This is a genomic window from Streptomyces sp. NPDC002076, assembly GCF_053593835.1.
The window spans coordinates 207,701-227,087 of record NZ_JBSFDI010000001.1 but is presented as its reverse complement, the minus strand read 5'-3'; the positions used below and the strand labels follow the sequence as shown (position 1 = coordinate 227,087).

At 69.7% G+C, this 19,387-nt stretch carries 16 protein-coding genes; 13 read left to right on the top strand and 3 right to left on the bottom strand.

What is annotated here, in order from left to right; genetic code table 11:
• Window positions 1–50: 50 nt before the first annotated feature.
• Window positions 51–1,808: an ABC transporter substrate-binding protein gene (locus tag ACWCQS_RS01055; protein WP_451002517.1), complete on the bottom strand. Its 1,758-nt coding sequence runs from the start codon at window positions 1,806–1,808 to the stop codon at window positions 51–53.
• 81 nt (window positions 1,809–1,889) lie between these two features.
• Complete coding sequence (locus tag ACWCQS_RS01050) at window positions 1,890–2,918, bottom strand: ABC transporter permease (RefSeq protein WP_451002516.1); 1,029 nt, start codon at window positions 2,916–2,918, stop codon at window positions 1,890–1,892.
• 470 nt (window positions 2,919–3,388) lie between these two features.
• On the opposite strand from ACWCQS_RS01050, the gene ACWCQS_RS01045 reads away from it, so the two are divergent.
• Genes ACWCQS_RS01045 through ACWCQS_RS01025 form a run of 5 tightly spaced genes read left to right on the top strand, consistent with a single transcriptional unit; the run spans window position 3,389 to window position 8,938 of the window.
• The gene (locus tag ACWCQS_RS01045) at window positions 3,389–5,008 is read left to right on the top strand and encodes a peptide ABC transporter substrate-binding protein (protein WP_451002515.1); all 1,620 of its coding nucleotides are present in this window, start codon (window positions 3,389–3,391) and stop codon (window positions 5,006–5,008) included.
• 5 nt (window positions 5,009–5,013) lie between these two features.
• Window positions 5,014–5,937, top strand: a complete 924-nt coding sequence (locus tag ACWCQS_RS01040; protein WP_388620419.1) for an ABC transporter permease — start codon at window positions 5,014–5,016, stop codon at window positions 5,935–5,937.
• Window positions 5,930–6,895, top strand: a complete 966-nt coding sequence (locus ACWCQS_RS01035; RefSeq protein ID WP_451002514.1) for an ABC transporter permease — start codon at window positions 5,930–5,932, stop codon at window positions 6,893–6,895. The genes ACWCQS_RS01040 and ACWCQS_RS01035 overlap by 8 nt, the downstream gene beginning before the upstream one ends.
• Window positions 6,896–6,900: 5 nt before the next feature.
• Entirely contained in the window at window positions 6,901–7,911 is a 1,011-nt protein-coding gene (locus ACWCQS_RS01030) for an ABC transporter ATP-binding protein (RefSeq protein WP_451002513.1), read from the top strand.
• Complete coding sequence (locus ACWCQS_RS01025) at window positions 7,886–8,938, top strand: ABC transporter ATP-binding protein (RefSeq protein ID WP_451002512.1); 1,053 nt, start codon at window positions 7,886–7,888, stop codon at window positions 8,936–8,938. Before ACWCQS_RS01030 ends, ACWCQS_RS01025 begins: the two co-directional genes overlap by 26 nt.
• A 146-nt stretch (window positions 8,939–9,084) precedes the next feature.
• Here ACWCQS_RS01025 and ACWCQS_RS01020 read toward each other — a convergent pair whose 3' ends face one another.
• Complete coding sequence (locus tag ACWCQS_RS01020) at window positions 9,085–11,223, bottom strand: prolyl oligopeptidase family serine peptidase (protein ID WP_451002511.1); 2,139 nt, start codon at window positions 11,221–11,223, stop codon at window positions 9,085–9,087.
• 164 nt (window positions 11,224–11,387) lie between these two features.
• Between ACWCQS_RS01020 and ACWCQS_RS01015 the strand changes: the two genes are divergently transcribed.
• From ACWCQS_RS01015 to ACWCQS_RS00980, 8 genes are all read left to right on the top strand, one after another.
• On the top strand, window positions 11,388–11,582 hold the full coding sequence (locus ACWCQS_RS01015) for a hypothetical protein (protein ID WP_055707280.1): 195 nt from the start codon (window positions 11,388–11,390) through the stop codon (window positions 11,580–11,582).
• 356 nt (window positions 11,583–11,938) lie between these two features.
• The gene (mshB, locus tag ACWCQS_RS01010; RefSeq protein ID WP_451002510.1) at window positions 11,939–12,796 is read left to right on the top strand and encodes an N-acetyl-1-D-myo-inositol-2-amino-2-deoxy-alpha-D-glucopyranoside deacetylase; all 858 of its coding nucleotides are present in this window, start codon (window positions 11,939–11,941) and stop codon (window positions 12,794–12,796) included.
• Complete coding sequence (locus tag ACWCQS_RS01005) at window positions 12,793–13,209, top strand: DUF6113 family protein (RefSeq protein WP_451002509.1); 417 nt, start codon at window positions 12,793–12,795, stop codon at window positions 13,207–13,209. The genes mshB and ACWCQS_RS01005 overlap by 4 nt, the downstream gene beginning before the upstream one ends.
• Before the next feature lie 161 nt (window positions 13,210–13,370).
• Window positions 13,371–15,776 carry a hypothetical protein gene (locus ACWCQS_RS01000; protein ID WP_451002508.1) on the top strand — a complete coding sequence of 802 codons (2,406 nt, stop codon included), beginning with the start codon at window positions 13,371–13,373 and terminating at the stop codon, window positions 15,774–15,776.
• A gap of 143 nt (window positions 15,777–15,919) precedes the next feature.
• Window positions 15,920–16,849, top strand: a complete 930-nt coding sequence (locus ACWCQS_RS00995) for an ABC transporter ATP-binding protein (RefSeq protein WP_450981760.1) — start codon at window positions 15,920–15,922, stop codon at window positions 16,847–16,849.
• Window positions 16,846–17,586 (top strand): ABC transporter permease, encoded by a 741-nt coding sequence (locus tag ACWCQS_RS00990; protein WP_451002507.1) that lies wholly within the window; start codon window positions 16,846–16,848, stop codon window positions 17,584–17,586. The genes ACWCQS_RS00995 and ACWCQS_RS00990 overlap by 4 nt, the downstream gene beginning before the upstream one ends.
• A gap of 5 nt (window positions 17,587–17,591) precedes the next feature.
• Window positions 17,592–18,761 (top strand): sensor histidine kinase, encoded by a 1,170-nt coding sequence (locus ACWCQS_RS00985; RefSeq protein ID WP_451002998.1) that lies wholly within the window; start codon window positions 17,592–17,594, stop codon window positions 18,759–18,761.
• Window positions 18,762–18,771: 10 nt separating this feature from the next.
• Entirely contained in the window at window positions 18,772–19,386 is a 615-nt protein-coding gene (locus ACWCQS_RS00980) for a response regulator (RefSeq protein ID WP_388620448.1), read from the top strand.
• The last annotated feature ends 1 nt before the right edge of the window (window position 19,387 follow it).

The window sequence follows — 19,387 nt, the reverse complement described above, 5'->3', positions numbered from 1 at the left end:
GGGCCGGAGGGGGCGGCCAGGTCGTGGCCGCCCCCGTGGGTCGAGCGTGCTTACTTCTTGGCGTACAGCTTGCAGAGCGCGACGCAGGTGTTGCCGGGGTCGTACACGACGTTGCCGACCTTGGACCCGTACATCCAGTTGCGGATGGAGTGGTAGTCCGGGACGCAGGCCGCAAGCTCCATGATCTGGCGGTCGATGGCGGCCCAGGCCTTGTTGGCGGCGTTGATGTCGCTGATGGCGGCGGCCGCGTCGATCGCCTTGTTCACGCTCGGGTCGTTCAGCTGGGCGTAGTTGCTGCGGCCGTCGCCGATGTTCTTGCCGCTCCAGCACGGGTAGAAGACCGAGTAACCGGCCGGCCAGTCCGGGCTCCAGCCGGCCGCGAACAGGTCGTAGCCGTTGTTGATCTTGCCGATCTGCGTGTAGAAGGTGGTCTTGTCGACCTGCTGGTTGACCACCTGGAAGCCGGCCGCCTCAAGCGCGTTCTTGATCGCGACGGCCTGCTTCACGGAGTTGTCGGACTGCTGGTAGGCGATGACCAGCTTCTGGCCGATCTTGCCGGCCTCCTTCAGCAGGGCCTTGGCCTTGACCGGGTCACCACCGGGCTTCTTGTCCGTGCCGTAGAGGTCGAACTTCTCGTAGCCGGGGGTGATCGTGCTGAAGATGGTGGTGGCCAGCGCGCTGGTGGCCGCGCCGCCGCGGATGGTCTGCAGCTGCTGGTGCGGCCACGCGTAGTTGATGGCCTGGCGGACCTTGACGTCCTTGATCCGGGTGGTGTTGATCGGCCAGTAGTAGGTGACCGCGTCGATCTGGGTGAGGACGCGCTTCTTCAGCGTGGCGTTGGTCATGACCTGCGCGATGCGCTCGGGCGCGACCTCGTTGAAGATCGACATCGTGTACTGGTCGTTGCCCTTGTCCGCGATGTAGCGGTCGGTGGAGGCGACCAGTTCGAAGCCGAACTGGAAGACGTACTGGTCCGGGTACGCATTGCGCATGGAGTCCGTCTTCGGGTCCCAGTGCTCGTTGCGCACGTAGGTCAGCGACTTGCCGATGTCACGGCTGCCGATCTTGTACGGGCCGAGCGCGAAGGGGCGCTTGTCGTACTTCTCCTTGGTGTCGTTCTTCTTGTTGACGAAACCGTAGCCCGGCATGGCGAGCGTGTAGTTGAAGTCGGGGCGCGGCTCGGTCAGGTGGAAGGTGACCGTGTTGCCGGAGATCTCCAGCGAGTCGAGGTGCTTGCCGTCGTACGGGCCCTTGTACTTGTCGCCGCCGACCAGCCACTGCTGGACGTAGCGCGGACCCTCGGTGACGAAGGAGGCGAAGAGGCGCTCGAAGGTGTGGCGGACGTCGTCCATGGAGAGGGCGGAGCCGTCCTCCCACTTGATGCCGTCCTTGATCGTGAACGACCAGGTCTTGCCGCCGTTCTTCATGGTGCCGGCGTCGGTGGCGACGTCGCCGACGAGGACGGCCCCGCCCTTGTCGTCGACCTTGTAGCCGGTCAGGCCGCGCAGGATCGGGCGGGTGATGGCACCCTCGGTCGCGACATAGATCTGCGCCGGGTCCAGGTGGTCCATGTCGAACTGGTCGAGCGAGTAGATCGTCCCGCCCTTGACCGCGCCCGGGACCTCGGGGGCCGGACCCGTCGAGTCGGCCTTGGTGCCGACCGGGATGTTCGTGGCCTTGGCGTTGCTGACCGACGGGATGTTCTTGTCGGTGGAGCTGCTGCTGCCGCTGCTGCAGGCGCTCAGCACAGTCGTGGAGGCTGCGGCCACACCGGTGGCGATCAGGAAGTTTCTGCGAGAAAAGGACATGCTGAGCCTGCCTATACGGGTCAGATCGAAGGGTCGGGACCAGCCGGACGTCGTCGAACCGGGCCGGGTGGGACGGGAGTGCTACCGCTTGGACTTCGGGTCGAGCGCGTCGCGTACGGAGTCGCCGAGCAGGTTGAACGCGACCACGAAGATCACCATCGAGATGCCCGGGAAGAGCATGAAGGTGATGTCCTGGGAGTAGAAAGAGGCGCCTCGGGCGATCATCACGCCCCAGTCCGGGGTCGGGTCGATCATGCCCACGCCGAGGAAGGAGAGCCCGGCCTCGGTCGTCACCAGGGTCGGAAGCAGCAGTGTGGACTGGATGATGATCGGCGTCCACAGGTTCGGCAGCAGCTCCTTGAACACGATGCGCCTCGGAGACGCGCCCGTGACTTTGGCTGCCTCAACGAACTCACGCTCGCGCAGGCCGAGTACCTGGCCGCGGAGCAGACGCGCGATGGAGGCCCAGCCGAACACGGTCAGCACCACGATCAGGCCGGTGGCGCGCAGCCAGGTCGGGATGTTCTCGTCGGGGGCGACGAAGATGCCGTAGACGACCGGCATGAACGCGATGAAGAACAGAGTGGACGGGAACGACAGCAGGATGTCGATGACCCGGCCGACGAGGTAGTCGGTCTTGCCGCCCAGATAGCCCGCGGTGGTGCCGACCACGACACCGATGACCACGGTGAGGATCGTGGCCGCGACGGCGATGCCCAGAGAGGTCCGGATGCCGTAGAGCAGGAACGTGAAGACGTCCCGTCCGAGCTGGGGCTCGACGCCGAACCAGAACTGCGAACTCATGCCGCCGTTCGGGCCCGCCGGGTACGAGAAGGCATCCAGCAGGCTGGGGTTCTGGCTCGCGTAGGTGGTGTACGGATCCTTGCCGTACAACTTGGCTATCAGCGGCGCCGCTATCGCGATCACGAAGAAGAAGATCACGATGTAGGCGGATATGACGCCCGTCTTGTCACGCTTGAAGCGCTTCCAGGCGAGCCGCCCCGGAGAGCGGCTCTCACTACCCTTCAGACCGCCTGAAGTGGTCGACTTCGCCGCGGTCTCGTCGGTCACCTCGAGCGGGGCGGCCGCAGATGGAGTTGGGGGGGTCATGGTGCTCCTGGCCCAAGGGAGGGTCTGATGACTCCGCAGGGCACTCCCCTACGGGCTACGCCGGACTTTTTCAACGCAATTCATGCAGGGTCAATAAATTCTCGGTCGCCTTGGTTGCGTCTTTACATTCTTTACCCGTACTTGATCATTCCGTAGCTACGCGGGTAGCGCGCCGTAATCAATCCGTGCTTCACATCGGACTTACAGAACTAATCGGACGATGAGTTCGATATGCGGACGGTGGTGTGTCGACATGCGTACATCGACACGTCGCAATCCAACGTTTCGGCATCGTTGTGCGAAGATCTATTGCGCTCCTTCCCGAGATCGTCCGGGCGCTCCCGGCCGCTGCCTGCTTTCGGCTGACGTGTCCCGTTGGCGGGCCCTCAATCCGGCGATCGGTGTGTGGTATGTGATCGTATGAGCCGATATTGACCGGTATCGGATCTGCGCTCTCGGAGGAGGCAGCCATGCGGGGTGTCAGGCACGCCCGATGGGCCGCCTGTGTGATCGCCGCCGGGCTCCTGGCCACCGCCTGCGGTGGTGGCGGCGGCTCCGGCGGTGCCGGGGTGCTGACCTCGTCCTGGGGCGACCCGCAGAACCCGCTGGAGCCCGCCAACACCAATGAGGTGCAGGGCGGCAAGGTCCTCGACATGATCTTCCGGGGCCTGAAGAAGTACGACCCGAAGACCGGCAAGGCCCAGAACTGGCTCGCCGCCTCCATCGACACCCGGGACTCGCAGAACTTCACGATCAGGCTGAAGAACGGCTGGACCTTCTCCGACGGCGAGAAGGTGACCGCCCACTCCTTCGTGGACGCCTGGAACTACGGGGCGAGCCTGAGGAACAACCAGAAGAACGCCTACTTCTTCGCCTACATCGACGGCTACGACAAGGTCCACCCCGACAGCGGCGCCCAGACCGCCGACACCCTGTCCGGACTGAAGGTGATCGACGACCACACCTTCACCGTCCGGCTGGGCCAGAAGTTCTCCAGCTTCCCCGACACCCTCGGCTACGCGGCCTTCGTCCCGCTGCCCCGCACCTTCTTCACCGACCACGCCGCCTGGCTGAAGAAGCCGGTGGGCGACGGGCCCTACCGGATCGAGTCGTACACCAGGGGCTCGGCGATGAACCTGAAGAAGTGGGACGGCTACCCCGGCCCCGACCCGGCGCGGAACGTCGGCGTGACCCTCCTGGTGTACACCGACAACAACACCGCCTACACCGACGTGCTGGCCGGCAACCTCGACCTGGTCGACGACGTGCCCTCCACCCAGCTCAAGAACGTCGAGACCGACCTGAACGGCCGCTACATCAACACCCCGGCCGGCATCCTGCAGACCCTCGCCTTCCCGTACTACGACCCGAAGTGGAACACCCCCGGGGCGCGGAAGGTCCGCACGGGCCTGTCCATGGCGATCAACCGCAAGCAGATCACCGAGACCATCTTCCGGAACACCCGCACCCCCGCCACCGACTGGACCTCCCCGGTCCTCGGCACGGCCGGCGGCTACCAGCCCGGACTGTGCGGCCACGCCTGCGACTACGACCCCTCGCAGGCCAAGAAGCTCATCCAGGAGGGCGGCGGGATCCCCGGCGGCCAGCTGAAGATCACCTACAACGCGGACACCGGCTCGCACAAGCAATGGGTGGACGCCGTGTGCAACTCCGTCAACAACGCCCTCGGCAACAACAAGGCCTGCGTGGGCAACCCCGTCGGCACCTTCGCCGACTTCCGCAACCAGATCGGGCAGCACAAGATGACCGGCCCCTTCCGGGCCGGCTGGCAGATGGACTACCCGTTGATCCAGAACTTCCTGCAGCCGCTGTACTACACGGGCGCCTCCTCCAACGACGGCAAGTGGTCCAACAGACAGTTCGACCGCCTCGTCGACCGGGCCAACGCCGAGACCGGACAGGCCGCGGCCGTCCGGCTGTTCCAGCAGGCCGAGGAGGTCGTCCGCGACAACATGGCGGCCATCCCGCTCTGGTACCAGAACGGCAGCGCCGGCTACACCTCCTGGCTCTCCCACGTGGCGCTCAACCCCTTCAGCGTTCCGGTCTACAACGAGATCAAGGTGGGCTGATCCCCATGGGGCGCTATGTCGCGCGGCGGCTGCTCCAGATGATCCCCGTGTTCATCGGGTCCACCCTGCTGATCTTCCTCATGGTCAACGTGATGGGCGACCCCATCGCCGGCCTGTGCGGGGAGCGGGCCTGCGATCCCGCGACGGCCGCCCAGCTCAAGCGGGAGTTCGGCTTGGACAAGCCGCTCTGGCAGCAGTACCTCACCTACATGGGGAACGTCTTCACCGGAGACTTCGGTACGGCGTTCAACGGCCAGAAGGTCACCGAGCTGATGGGAACGGCGTTCCCCGTCACCATCCGGCTCACGATCGTCGCGATCCTCTTCGAGATCGTCGTCGGTGTGACACTGGGCGTGCTCACGGGCATGCGGCGCGGCCGGCCCGTCGACACCGGGGTGCTGCTGGCCACCCTGGTAGTGATCTCCGTCCCCACCTTCGTCACCGGTCTGCTGCTCCAGCTGCTGCTCGGCGTCCAGTGGGGCTGGATCAGGCCGTCCGTCTCGGCGTACGCGACCTTCGGCGAGCTGATCGTGCCCGGCCTGGTCCTCGCCTCCGTCTCCCTCGCCTACGTCACCCGGCTGACCCGGACCTCCCTCGCGGAGAACAAGCGGGCCGACTACGTCCGTACGGCGGTCGCCAAGGGCCTGCCCCGGCGCCGGGTCGTCGTCCGTCATCTGCTGCGCAACTCGCTGATCCCCGTGGTCACCTTCATCGGTGCCGACATCGGCGCGCTGATGGGCGGTGCGATCGTCACCGAGCGGATCTTCAACATCCATGGCGTCGGCTTCCAGCTCTACCAGGGCATCCTGCGCCAGAACACGCAGACGGTCGTCGGCTTCGTGACGGTCCTCGTCCTGGTCTTCCTCGTCGCCAACCTCCTGGTCGACCTCCTGTACGCCGTGCTCGACCCGAGGATCCGCTATGCCTGAAAAGCCGTACGAGCCCGAGGGCGCGATCGCCGGGACCGGCATGGGAGGCGCGATGGACCTGGGCGCGAGCGAGGCCGCCTCGCTGGAGCGGCCCCCGGGGGGCCCGGAGGGCAGGCCGCGTTCGCTGTGGTCCGACGCCTGGCGGGACCTGCGCCGCAACCCGGTCTTCCTGATCTCCGCCGTGGTGATCCTCTTCCTCGTCCTCATCTCCGTCTGGCCCTCGGCGATCGCCTCCGGCAGCCCCCTCACCTGCGACCTCGCCAAGGCTCAGGACGGCCCGGGCCCGGGCGCGCCCTTCGGGTACGACGGCCAGGGCTGCAACGTCTACACGCGCACGGTGTACGGCGCTCGTACGTCCGTCACGGTGGGCGTGCTGGCGACACTCGGGGTGGGCGTCCTCGGGTCGGTCCTGGGGGCCCTGGCGGGCTACTTCGGTGGCGTCTGGGACTCGATCCTGTCCCGGATCACCGACATCTTCTTCGCCATCCCGGTCGTCCTCGGCGGTCTGGTCCTGCTCTCCGTGGTCACCAGCAACACGGTCTGGCCGGTCATCGGCTTCATGGTGCTGCTCGGCTGGCCGCAGATCGGCCGCATCGCCCGCGGCTCGGTCATCACCGCCAAGCAGAACGACTACGTCCAGGCCGCCCGCGCCCTCGGCGCCTCCGACTCCCGCATCCTGCTGCGCCACATCGCCCCGAACGCCGTGGCCCCGGTGATCGTGGTGGCGACCATCGCGCTGGGCACCTACATCGCGCTGGAGGCCACCCTGTCGTACCTCGGCGTGGGCCTGAAACCGCCCAGCGTCTCCTGGGGCATCGACATCTCCGCCGCCTCCCCCTACATCCGCAACGCCCCCCACGCCCTCCTGTGGCCCTCGGGCGCCCTGGCCGTCACGGTCCTGGCCTTCATCATGCTCGGCGACGCGGTCCGCGACGCCCTCGATCCGAAGTTGAGGTGACGGCCGTGCGAGGCGATGGCGGCGCGCTGCTCGAAGTGCGGGATCTGCGGGTGGAGTTCCGGACCCGGGACGGGATCGCGCATGCCGTCAACGGGGTGAGTTGCGAGGTGGACGCGGGGGAGACCCTGGCCGTGCTCGGCGAGTCGGGGTCGGGTAAGTCCGTGACCGCGCAGGCCGTGATGGGGATCCTCGACACCCCGCCGGGCAAGGTCACGGGCGGTCGGATCCTGTTCCAGGGGCGGGATCTGCTGACATTGAAAGAAGAGGAGCGCAGGAGGATCCGCGGCGCCGAAATGGCGATGATCTTCCAGGACGCGCTGTCGGCGCTCAACCCGGTGCTCTCCGTGGGGGACCAGCTCGGCGAGATGTTCGTCGTGCACCGGGGGATGTCCAAGAAGGACGCGCGGCGCAAGGCGGTCGAGCTGATGGAGCGGGTGCGCATCCCGGCGGCCGCCCAGCGGGTGCGGGACTATCCCCACCAGTTCTCCGGCGGTATGCGCCAGCGCATCATGATCGCCATGGCGCTGGCCCTGGAACCGGCGCTCATCATCGCCGACGAACCGACGACGGCGTTGGACGTCACCGTCCAGGCCCAGGTCATGGACCTGCTCGCGGAGCTGCAGCGCGAGTACCACATGGGGCTGATCCTGATCACCCATGATCTGGGCGTGGTCGCGGACGTGGCCGACCGGATCGCGGTCATGTACGCCGGGAAGATCGTCGAGTCCGCGCCCGTCCGCGACATCTACAAGGCGCCGGCCCACCCCTACACCCGCGGCCTGCTGGACTCCATCCCGCGCCTGGACCAGAAGGGACAGCAGCTGTACGCCATCAAGGGCCTGCCGCCGAACCTGATGCACATCCCGCCGGGCTGCTCCTTCCACCCGCGCTGCCCGATGGCGCGGGACGTCTGCCGCACCGACGAACCCCCGCTGTACGAGGTCTCCGGAACCCGCGGCAGCGCCTGCCACTTCTGGAGGGAGTGCCTCGATGACGTCGACGACCTCGACCACTGAGCCCATCCTCGAAGTGATCGGGCTGGTCAAGCACTACCCCCTCACCCGGGGCATCCTCTTCAAGAAGCAGATCGGCGCGGTGAAGGCCGTCGACGGCGTCGACTTCACCCTGGGCAAGGGCGAAACCCTCGGCATCGTCGGCGAGTCGGGCTGCGGCAAGTCCACGGTCGCCAAGCTGCTCTGCAACCTGGAGCGCCCCACGGCCGGCTCCATCAGGTTCAAGGGCGAGGACATCACCAAGCTGTCCGGCAAGGCCCTGAAGGCCGTACGCCGCAACATCCAGATGGTCTTCCAGGACCCGTACACCTCTCTCAACCCCCGTATGACGGTCGGCGACATCATCGGGGAGCCGTTCGACATCCACCCCGAGGCCGCGCCCAAGGGCGACCGCCGCCGCCGTGTCCAGGAACTGCTGGACGTGGTCGGCCTCGACCCGGAGTACGTCAACCGCTATCCGCACCAGTTCTCCGGCGGCCAGCGCCAACGCATCGGCATCGCACGGGGGTTGGCGCTGCGCCCGGAGGTGATCGTCGCCGACGAGCCGGTGTCCGCCCTCGACGTCTCGATCCAGGCCCAGGTGATCAACCTCCTGGACCGCCTCCAGTCGGAGTTCGACCTCTCCTATGTCTTCATCGCGCACGACCTGTCCATCGTCCGGCACATCTCCGACCGGGTGGGGGTGATGTACCTCGGGCGGATCATGGAGATCGGCAGGGACGCCGAGATCTACGAGCACCCCACGCACCCCTACACCCAGGCCCTGCTCTCGGCGGTCCCGGTACCGGATCCCGCGGCCCGGGAACAGCGCGAGCGGATCATCCTCAGCGGAGACGTGCCCTCGCCGACGAACATCCCCTCCGGCTGCCGCTTCCGCACCCGCTGCTGGAAGGCGCAGGAGCGCTGCGTCCGGGAGGTGCCGGCCCTGGCGGTACCGGCCGTCTTCCGCGACACCTCCGGCCCGGCGGCCCACGCCTCGGCCTGCCACTTCGCGGAGGAGAAGCGGGTGGTGCCGGCGGAGGACTCGTAGGGGTACGCGTACGGCAGCGGGCCGGGATGACATGGCGCACCCCGGCCCGCTTACGGCACCCGCACGGCCGTACGCTGATCAGCGTGCCGCGTCCGTATATCGGTGCCGCTTCCGTGAAGTTGCCTGCGTGTTAACGCAGTTCACGGTCATTTTCCCTGCTGGGGCAGCGAACGCCGGAAGAAGTCCAGCTGGAGCAGCAGCAGGTTCTCCGCGACGGTCTCCTGCGGGGTCATGTGCGTCACCCCGGACAGCGGCAGGACCTCGTGCGGGCGGCCGGCGGTGAGGAGGGCGGAGGACAGCCGCAGGGAATGGGCGACGACGACGTTGTCATCCGCAAGCCCGTGAATGATCATCATCGGGCGGTGCGGCTCGGCCGGGCCGACCAGGCCCGCGTCGTCGATCACCGAGTTGCGGCTGTAGACCTCCGGCTGCTCGTCCGGCAGGCCCAGATAGCGCTCCTGGTAGTGCGTGTCGTACAGCCGCAGATCGGTGACCGGGGCGCCGACGACCGCCGCGTGGAAGACGTCCGGGCGGCGCAGCACCGCCAGTGCCGCCAGATAGCCGCCGAAGGACCAGCCGCGGATGGCCACCCGGTCGAGGTCCAGCGGGAACTCACCGGCGAGCGCGTGCAGCGCGTCCACCTGGTCCTGGAGTACGACGGCCGCCAGCTCGTCCCGGACGGCCTTCTCCCAGGTCGGCGAGTGCCCCGGAGTGCCCCGCCCGTCCGCCACGACCACCGCGAAACCCTGGTCGGCGAACCACTGGGAGGTGAGGTGGGCGTTGTGCGCGGCGAGCACCCGCTGGCCGTGCGGGCCGCCGTAGGGGTCCATCAGGACGGGCAGAGGAGTGTCACCGTGGTAGTCCCGTGGCATAAGCACGGCGCACGGAATTCGGCGTGCGCCCCCCTGGGTCAGCGTCACCCGCGGGGAGAAACCAGGACTTTCGGCGTACGAGGGGACAGTCGCCGCCGGTTTTCCGTCACGCAGTACCTGGACACGGGAGCCGGGAGTGTCCGGTGTCGCGGACACCAGCACGGTCACCCCGCCGGCGCGCACCGCCGAGTGCACCCCGGGCTCCTGCGACACGCGCTCCACACCCAGCTCGTTCACCCGGTACACATGGACCTCGCCGGTCTCCGGCTCCTGCGCCTCCATGCCCGCCGAGGCGGAAACCAGCACGTCGTCGTCGCCCACGTCCAGCACCGCGCGGATGTGCAACTGACCGCCGGTCAACGGCCGTTCGCCGACCGTCAGCACCCGTGCGCCGCCCTCGTCCGCGATCCGGACAAGCTGCCCGGACGGGCTCCAGCAGGGCACTCCAGGGAAAAGTTCCAGCCAACTTGGATCTTCATCGGCGTGCACCATCCGGGTGGCCCCCGTGTCCGGGTCCACCGCCAGGAACAGCTGGCTGCGCTGGTCCCGCGCCTGCACCAGCAACAGCGGCGCACCCGCCGCTGACCAGTGCACACGGGCCAGATACGGATAGCGGGACCGGTCCCACGCGACCTCCGTGCGCTCCCCGTCGAGCCCGAGCACGAACAGCCGTACGTCCGCGTTCGGCGTGCCCGCGGCCGGGTACGCGATGTCGATCGGCTCACGTTCCGGGTGGGCCGGGTCCGCGATCCACCACCGCTTCACCGGCGTGTCGTCCACGCGCGCCACGAGCAGCCGGCGCCCGTCCGGCGCCCACCAGAATCCCCGCGAACGGCCCATTTCCTCGGCCGCGATGAACTCGGCGAGCCCGTACGTGACCCGTCCCGGTCCGTCCGTGGGCTCCGGCTCGGCGAGCGCCCGGTCACCCTCGCCCTCGGCGCCCACCACCCGCAGCGCGCCCTGCGCGACATACGCGATGTGCCGGCCGTCGGGGGAGGGGCGAGGGTCGATCACCGGTCCCGGGACCCGGAGTTCGCGTGCGGTACCGGCCCGCAGCTCGGCCGCGAAAAGCCGCCCCGACAAGGCGAAAGCCGCCAACTCCACGGCGGTGTCGGTGGCATAGCCGACGATGCCGGCACCGCCCTCCCGGCTGCGCTCGCGGCGCGCCCGCTCCTCGGCCGAGAGCTCTTCGGAGGCGCCGCCGAGGAGGGCGCCGGGATCGGCCGCAAGACGCTCTGCGCGGTCCGGAAGGTCCATGACCCAAAGGGAGTTGGCCCGGTCGGTGCCGGAGCCGGAGCGCAGGAACGCGACACGCGCACCGTCGGGTGCCACCGTGAACGCACGCGGCGCGCCGAGCGTGAACCGCTGGGTGCGGGCGTACCGACGGGGGAAGGAGTCAGACTCGGTCGTCATACCCCGACCATATTGGCCATGCGCCCCCTTGTGCGGCCGTGCGCCGCGCGATGCGCGAGCACGGATAGTTATGATCACTACCGCTGTGTGGGTATGAACCTGCTGGCGTCTGCATGGATTTGCTCAACTGATCTAGATCTGACGATCTTTGGAGGTGAGCCGCCGTGGCACTCTCGATTTCGGCGGTGGTGCTGCTGGCGATCATCGTCTTCCTGCTGATCAAGAAGTCAGGGCTGAAGGGTGGTCATGCGCTCGTCTGCATGCTGCTCGGTTTCTACCTCGCCTCCTCGACCGTCGCCCCCACGATCAGCCAGTTGACGACCAACGTCGCCAGCATGATCAGCAGCATCAAGTTCTGAGGCGGTCCTCGGCCCCCGTTCCGGGGTCCCTGGGCGGTCCCCGGCGGGCGTTCACAGAGGCCTCACCAGCCCCACCTCTGGGGTGGGCGAGCGATGATTGGCAGATTCGTGCCACCCCCATGATGCAGACCCGCAGGTCAAAAGGGCATGGATGGCCGTCGAGTGGCACAAACCTGCCAATCGCTCCGGGCGCGGAACCCATGGGACGGATGTGACTCCCCGACGGCAGGGCCCGGTACCGGCAGGCCGGCCACTTTCCCGGGCGGCCCCACGGCAACCAATCAACCCCCGGCCCCCCGACACCACCCCCACCCCAGCCACCCCCCAAGGCGCCCCCCGCCTCGTAGGGTGGTCCCATGACGGAACTCCCCGCCCGGCGTCTTCTCCTGGTGCATGCGCATCCGGACGACGAGTCGATCAACAACGGCGCCACCATGGCCAGGTATGCGGCCGAGGGTGTGCATGTGACCCTGGTCACCTGCACCCTCGGGGAGCGGGGTGAGGTCATCCCGCCGGAGCTTCGGCACCTGACCGGCCCGGCGCTGGGCGCGCACCGGCGTGGCGAGCTGGCCGCGGCCGTGCGCGCGCTCGGGGTGACGGACGCCCGGCTGCTCGGCGGCGCCGGCCGCTACGGCGACTCCGGGATGATGGGCATCCCGGACAACGCGGACCCCGGGTGCTTCTGGCAGGCCGACCTCGACGAGGCCGCCGGGTACCTGGCCGAGGTGATCCTGGAGATCCGCCCCCAGGTCCTCGTGACGTACGACGACAACGGCGGCTACGGCCACCCGGACCACATCCAGGCCCACCGCGTCGCCATGCGTGCCGTCGAGCTCGCGGCCGAACGCGGCCACCGCATCGCCAAGGTCTACTGGAACCGCGTCCCGCGCTCCGTCGCCGAGGACGCCTTCGCCCGGCTCCAGGACGAGCTGGCCGCGCTGCCCTTCGAGAAGAGCGCCACCGTCGCCGACGTACCCGGTGTGGTGGACGACGAGCGGGTCACCACCGTCGTCGACGGGTCCGCCCACGCCGCCGCCAAGGCCGCCGCGATGCGCGCCCACGTCACCCAGATCGAGGTGGCCGAGCCCTACTTCGCGCTCTCCAACGAACTGGCCCAGCCGCTGTTCACCACCGAGTACTACGAGTTGGTGCGCGGCGCGGGCCGCCCCGGGGAGACCGACCTGTTCGCGGGCATCGAGGAGGCGGCGGCATGAGCAACAACGGACAGGGCCCGCTGCTCGCCCAGCCGCTGCAGCGGCCCTCGGCGGGGCGGATCGCCGCCTATGCCGGACTCTTCCTGCTCGGCGCCGTCATCGGCCTGGCCGGTTCCCTGCTCCAGGCCGCCTGGTTCCCCGGCGGGCTGCTGCTCGCTCTCGCGGGCGCGGCCGGGCTGTTCCTCGGCGGGGCGTACGCCACGGGCGGCCGGGGCGGGGCGGTCGCCCCGGTGGCGGGCTGGATCATCACCGTCATCCTGCTCACCACCTCACGCCCCGAGGGCGACTTCCTGTTCGGCGCGGGACTCGGCTCCTATCTCTTCCTGCTCGGCGGTATGGCCCTCGCTGTGATCTGTGCCACCCTTGGCGCCGGGCGGCAACCTCGGGGCGGTCCCGCCCGACTTGGCAAGTGACGTACCACTTCGCCGTGCGGCGCAGGTGCGAGTCCGGTGTGGGTTTCCTCGGCGGTCATGGGATAAGCGCCAGAAGTGGCCAGTATGGTGGTGCGCGCCGCCGAGCCGCCCGAGCTAGTTGAGGTCGAAACGGGCGGCGAAGCCAACTGGGAGAACCTGCCTTGAGTCGTGAAACTGACACTCCGTCCTCCGGGCCCAACGGGCGCGGCGGTGCCGCATACCCTTCCGGCACGCCGCCGTACGGGACCCCCATGGCTTCCGACGACGGTACGGACGCCGGTCGTTCGGCCACGCGCCCGGAGGAGAAGAAGACCGAGACCACGCTGACGACCCGGATCCGGATCAACATCCCCGGTTCCCGGCCCATCCCGCCGGTCGTCGTGCGCAAGCCCGTCGGGGACGCCGAAGGCGCCGGGGACGAGGCGCCCGCCCGCGAGCCGCGCCCGGCGCCCGACCGGACGGCCACCTCCGCCGCCGAGCCCCCCGCCGAGCCCCCGGCCCAGGCCGAGGAGAAGACCAGCGACTGGTTCGCGCCCCGCAAGTCCTCCGCCGGCAAGGCCGGTCCGGGCGGCGGCGGCACGAACGGGGCCGGAACGCCCGGAGCTTCCACCACCGCCCCCGGCGCGTCGGGCACCCGTCCGGGTGGTCCGGGAGCAACCGGGGCGTCCGGTACCACCGGCGCACGCCCCGGCGCCCGCCCCGGCGGTGTGGTCGGCTCCATGAGCGTCCCGGGCACCTCCCGCCCCGGCGCCGGCAAGGGCAAGGGCCTGCCCGGTGCCACCGGCGGCCCCGTCGCCCCCGGACACGGCGGCGGCACCGGCTCCTTCGACGTGACCGAGGCACTGAACGCGGGCACCGGCTCCCGCCCCGGCGCGTCGGGCGGCGAACCGCGCCGCGACAACCTGCCGTACTTCGCGGAGAACGGCGGCCAGGACGGCGTCGGCGGCACCGGCAGGGCCGGTGCGAGCGGCCCGGAGGACTTCGGCACCCGGGGTGCACACGGCAGCAGCGGCTTCCCCGGCACCGGTGCGAGCGGCCACGACGGCTTCGGCGGCCCGGCCGCTCCGAGCGGAACGGGCGGCCTCGGCGGCCCCGGTGGCCCCAGCGGCTTCAACGGCCCGAACGGCCACGGCGGTCCGGGCGGCCCCCAGGGCCCGGCCGGCCCCACCAGCGGCCCGGTCACCGGTGACGGCCCCCTCGTCCCGTCGGCCGGCGAACCCTTCGACGCCCTGTCCGGCATGGGCGGTTTCGACGCTCCCGGCGGTCGGCACACCCAGGCTCCCCAGCCCCCGCGCAGCGCCCTCGCCGACCTCGCCGACCTCGAAGGGCCCGCCATCCCGGGCGGCCCCGGCGCCCCGGCCGGCGGCGCCGGTCCCATCGGTCTCGGCCCGGGCGGCGGACTCAGCGACGACACCGCGATCCTCACCCCGCAGAAGCCGGCCCCCGAACCGGGCACGCCCGGCTACCGCCCGGTGGACAACGTCTCCGGACACACCGTCACCAGCGGTATCCCGGTGGTCCCCGGGGCCGCCGGCTCCCCGTTCTCCGCCGACGGTCCGGCCGGGCAGACCCAGGCAAAGCCGGCGTCGGCCCCCGCCCCCAAGGCGCAGGCCAAGGCGAAGAAGAAGGGCCGCAGCAAGCTGGTGCTGCTCGGCGTCGGCGTGGTCGTCGTCGCGGGCGGTGCCTACGGCGCCGGACTGCTGATGAACCACACCGACGTGCCCAAGGGCACCACGGTCCTCGGCGTGGACATCGGCGGCGGCACCCGTGACGACGCCGTCAAGAAGCTCGACGACGCCTTCGGCAGCCGGGTGAACAAGCCGCTGAAGCTCTCCGTCGGCGGCAGGACGGTCACCCTCACGCCGGAGAACGCCGGTCTCCAATTCGACTTCCAGGCCACTGTGAGCAAGGCCGCGACCAGCGACTACAACCCGGTCCACGTCATCGGCTCGCTCTTCGGGCAGAAGCGGGTGATCGAGCCCGAGATGCCGGTGGACGAGGAGAAGCTCCAGGCCGCGCTCCAGCAGGCCGGCGGCGGATCCGGCTCGGTCGTCGAGGGCGGCATCGACTTCAAGCCGGGCAAGGCGGTCGCCGTCTACGGCAAGGCGGGCAAGGCCATCGACGCCGCCCAGTCCACCCAGGCCGTCGAACAGGCCTACCGCACCCTGGTGGAGACGGGCACGCCGACGCCGATCACCGTCCCGACGACCACCAGTCAGCCGACGGTGTCGAACGCGGCGGTCGACCAGGAGATGAAACTGTTCGCGCAGCCGGCGATGTCGGCCAACGTGGTCGTGAAGACCGACGCGGCGCACACGGTCCTGATGAGCCCGCAGAACTCGCTGTGGAAGTTCCTCCGGGTGACGGCAGTCGACGGGAAGCTGGTCGACAAGCCCGACCTGGCCGCCCTGAAGCAGCTGTACGGCAAGACCTTCGACGGTGTGCTCATCACCCGCGCCAACGGCAAGAAGACGCCGGTCACTCCGCAGGACGTGTACGTCGCCCTGCGCCAGGCGCTGATCAGCAAGACCAACCGGGTCGCGGTCATCTCCACCAACCCCAGCTAGACCAGCCGCACAAGGGGGCGTCCGGCGTTCGGCGGGCACCCCCTTGGTCATGCCCGTCACCCGATCCGTATGACATCTGTCATCCGCCACTCGGGATCCCCGACACTGCCCCGCACCCGGCCGTCGCCGCGAGCATGGATGCCATGACGACAACTGCGGCACCGGCCACCACCACCCCGGTGGTCGGCTTCGACCAGGTGACCAAGACGTACGGGAGCGTGCGGGCCGTCGACGGCCTCTCGCTCCGGCTGTACCCCGGCGAGACCGTCGCCCTCCTCGGCCCGAACGGGGCCGGCAAGTCCACCACCCTCGATCTGCTCCTCGGTCTCAAGCAGCCCGACGGCGGCACCGTGAGCCTCTTCGGCGGCACCCCGCGCGAGGCGATCGTCGCCGGGCGGGTCGGGGCGATGCTGCAGAGCGGCGGCCTGATGGACGAGGTCACGGTCGAGGAACTGGTCAAGCTGGGCTGCTCGCTGCACCCGAAGCCGTACAAGGCCGCGGACGTGATGGCCCGAGCGGGCATCACGCAGATCGCCGACCGCAAGGTCAACAAGCTCTCCGGCGGCCAGGCGCAGCGCGTCCGCTTCGCCCTCGCCACCGCCGGCGACAGCGACCTGATCATCCTGGACGAGCCGACCACCGGCATGGACGTCTCCGCCCGCCAGGCCTTCTGGGCCACCATGCGCGAGCAGGCCGACCAGGGCCGTACGGTCCTCTTCGCGACCCACTACCTCGAAGAGGCCGACGCGATCGCGGACCGCGTGCTCGTGCTGCACCGCGGCCGGCTCCTCGCCGACGGCACCGCCGCCGAGATCAAGGCCAAGGCGGGCGCCCGCCGGGTCGCCTTCGACCTGGAGGGCGAGATCGACGAGACCGCCCTGCGCGCCCTGCCGTTCCTGACCTCCATCGACGTGTCGGGCCAGACCGTCCGCATCCAGTCGTCCGACGCCGACGCCACCGTGCACGCCCTGTACGGCCTCGGTGTCTACCCCCGCAACCTCGAAGTCGCCGGTCTCGGTCTGGAGCAGGCCTTCGTCGCCATCACGGAGGCCGAGGAGGCCAAGCAGTCATGAACGCGCTGATCAAGCTCGAACTGACGCGCGCCCTGCGCAACAAGAAGTTCCTGTTCTTCTCGGTGCTCTACCCCGCGATCCTCTTCCTGATCTTCTCCAGCAGCTCCGGCTCGAACGAGAAGGTCGACGGCACCGGCCTGACCGTCGCCACGTACCTGATGGTCTCCATGGCCTCCTTCGGCGCCCTGACCGCCGTCCTGATGGGCAACAGCGAACGCATCGCCAAGGAGCGCGAGAACGGCTGGGTACGGCAGCTGCGGCTGACCCCGCTGCCCGGGCGCGGCTATGTCCTCGCCAAGACCGCAAGCGCCGCCGTGGTGAGCCTGCCGTCGATCATCGTGGTGTTCCTGGCCGCGGCCGCGATCAAGCACGTCCACCTGGACGCCTGGCAGTGGCTGGCCCTCACCGGGGTCATCTGGGCCGGCAGCCTGGTCTTCGCCGCGCTCGGCGTCGCCATCGGCTATGTCGCCTCCGGTGACGCGGTCCGCCCGATCACGATGATCATCTACTTCGGCCTGTCGATCCTCGGCGGCCTGTGGATGCCGTCCACCACCTTCCCGAAGGTCCTGCAGGACATCGCGAAGTGGCTGCCCACGCACGCGTACGCTGCACTGGGGCGGGCGATCGAACAGAGCCAGGCCCCGCACGCGACGGACATCGCCATCCTCGCCGTCTACTTCGTCCTCTTCGCGGGCGGCGCGGCCTGGCTGTACCGGAAGGACACGCTGAAGGCGTGAGCACGATGACGGAAGACCCGCAGGCCCGCGAGCAGCGGCACCAGGTGCGGATCGGCCAGGGGCCGCGCAACCGGCGCGAGCTCATGGTCAAGACGCTGTGGATCGGGGTCTGGCTGATCTTTCTCGGCTCCCCGGTCCACGATCTGACCAGCGGCCGGCACACCACGGGCGGCACGGTGGCAGGCGCGCTCGGCCTGACCGCCTTCGTCGTCACCTACCTGTCGCTGGTCTTCCGGAACATGGGGCGGCCCTTCTCGCCGCGGGTCGTCGTGTCGATGCTCTCGGTCCTCGCCGTCCTCGCCCCCCTCCTGGCCTACACCCTCGGCCCCGCCTGGCTCGGCCTGTTCGTCTACCTCTCGGTCGCCTGCGGGGCCACCCTGCCGGTCCGGGCCACGTACTGGGCGATCCCGTCGACGGGCGTGGTGACGTACCTCGTCGGCCGGCACTGGGACCAGAAACCGGACGACAGCCTGGTCCTCGTCGTGCTCATCGGCTTCGCGATGGTCGGCGTCGGCCAACTCGTCCGTACGACCGTCGAGTTGCGCAAGGCCCGGGCCACCGTCGCCCAGCTCGCCGCCAACGAGGAGCGGCTGCGGCTCGCGCGTGACCTGCACGATCTGCTGGGCCACTCGCTCTCCCTGATCACGCTGAAGAGCGAGCTGGCCGGGCGGATGCTGCCCGGCCAGCCGGACAAGGCGGCCCAGCAGGTCGCCGACATCGAGCAGGTCAGCCGGCAGGCCCTGGTCGACGTCCGGGAGGCCGTCACCGGCTACCGGCGCCCCCGGCTCGCCGCCGAGCTCGCCGGCGCCCAGGTCGCCCTGACCGCCGCCGGTGTCAGCGCCGAGGTGCCCGCCGAGCCCGACCTCGACGGCGTCCCCGAGGAGTCCGAGTCCGCGCTCGCCTGGGCGCTGCGCGAGGCGATCACCAACGTGGTCCGGCACAGCGGCGCCGACAAGTGCCTCGTCCAGCTCACCCACCGCCAGACCCTGGACGGCGCGGTGCTCGAACTCTCCGTCGAGGACAACGGATCCGGCGGCATCGGCAGCGGGCCCGGCAACGGCCTGATCGGTCTCACCGAGCGGCTGGAGAAGGCCGGCGGCGCCCTGGAGGCGGGCCGGATCAAGCACGGGTTCCGGCTGGTCGCCCGTGTCCCGTCGGCTCCCCGGGGGACATAGGATCCGGGGCATGACGAGCACGATCAAGGTCCTGCTGGCCGAGGACCAGTCGATGGTCCGCGAGGCCCTGGCCGCGCTGCTCGGCCTGGAGGAGGACATCGAGGTCGTCGCCCAGGTCGCGCGCGGGGACCAGGTGCTGGCCGCCGTCGGCGCGCACGGCGTGGACGTGGCGCTGCTCGACATCGAGATGCCCGGCTGCACCGGCATCGAGGCGGCCGCCCAGGTCCACCGGGAGTTCCCGCAGGTCAAGCTGGTCGTCCTCACGACCTTCGGGCGCCCCGGCTATCTGCGCAGCGCCATGGAGGCGGGCGCCGACGCCTTCCTCGTCAAGGACGCCCCGGCCGCCCAGCTCGCCGAGGCGATCCGCAAGGTGCTGTCCGGCGAGCGGGTCATCGACCCCACGCTGGCCGCCGCCGCGCTCGCCGAGGGCGCCAACCCGCTCACCGAACGCGAACGCGAGGTGCTTCGGGCGGCCGCCGACGGCTCCACCAACGCCGAACTGGCCAAGGCTCTCCACCTCTCTCAGGGCACGGTCCGCAACTACCTCTCCACGGCCATCCAGAAGCTCGCGGTGCGGAACAGGGCGGAGGCGGTACGGATCGCGCGGGAGAAGGGGTGGCTCTGAA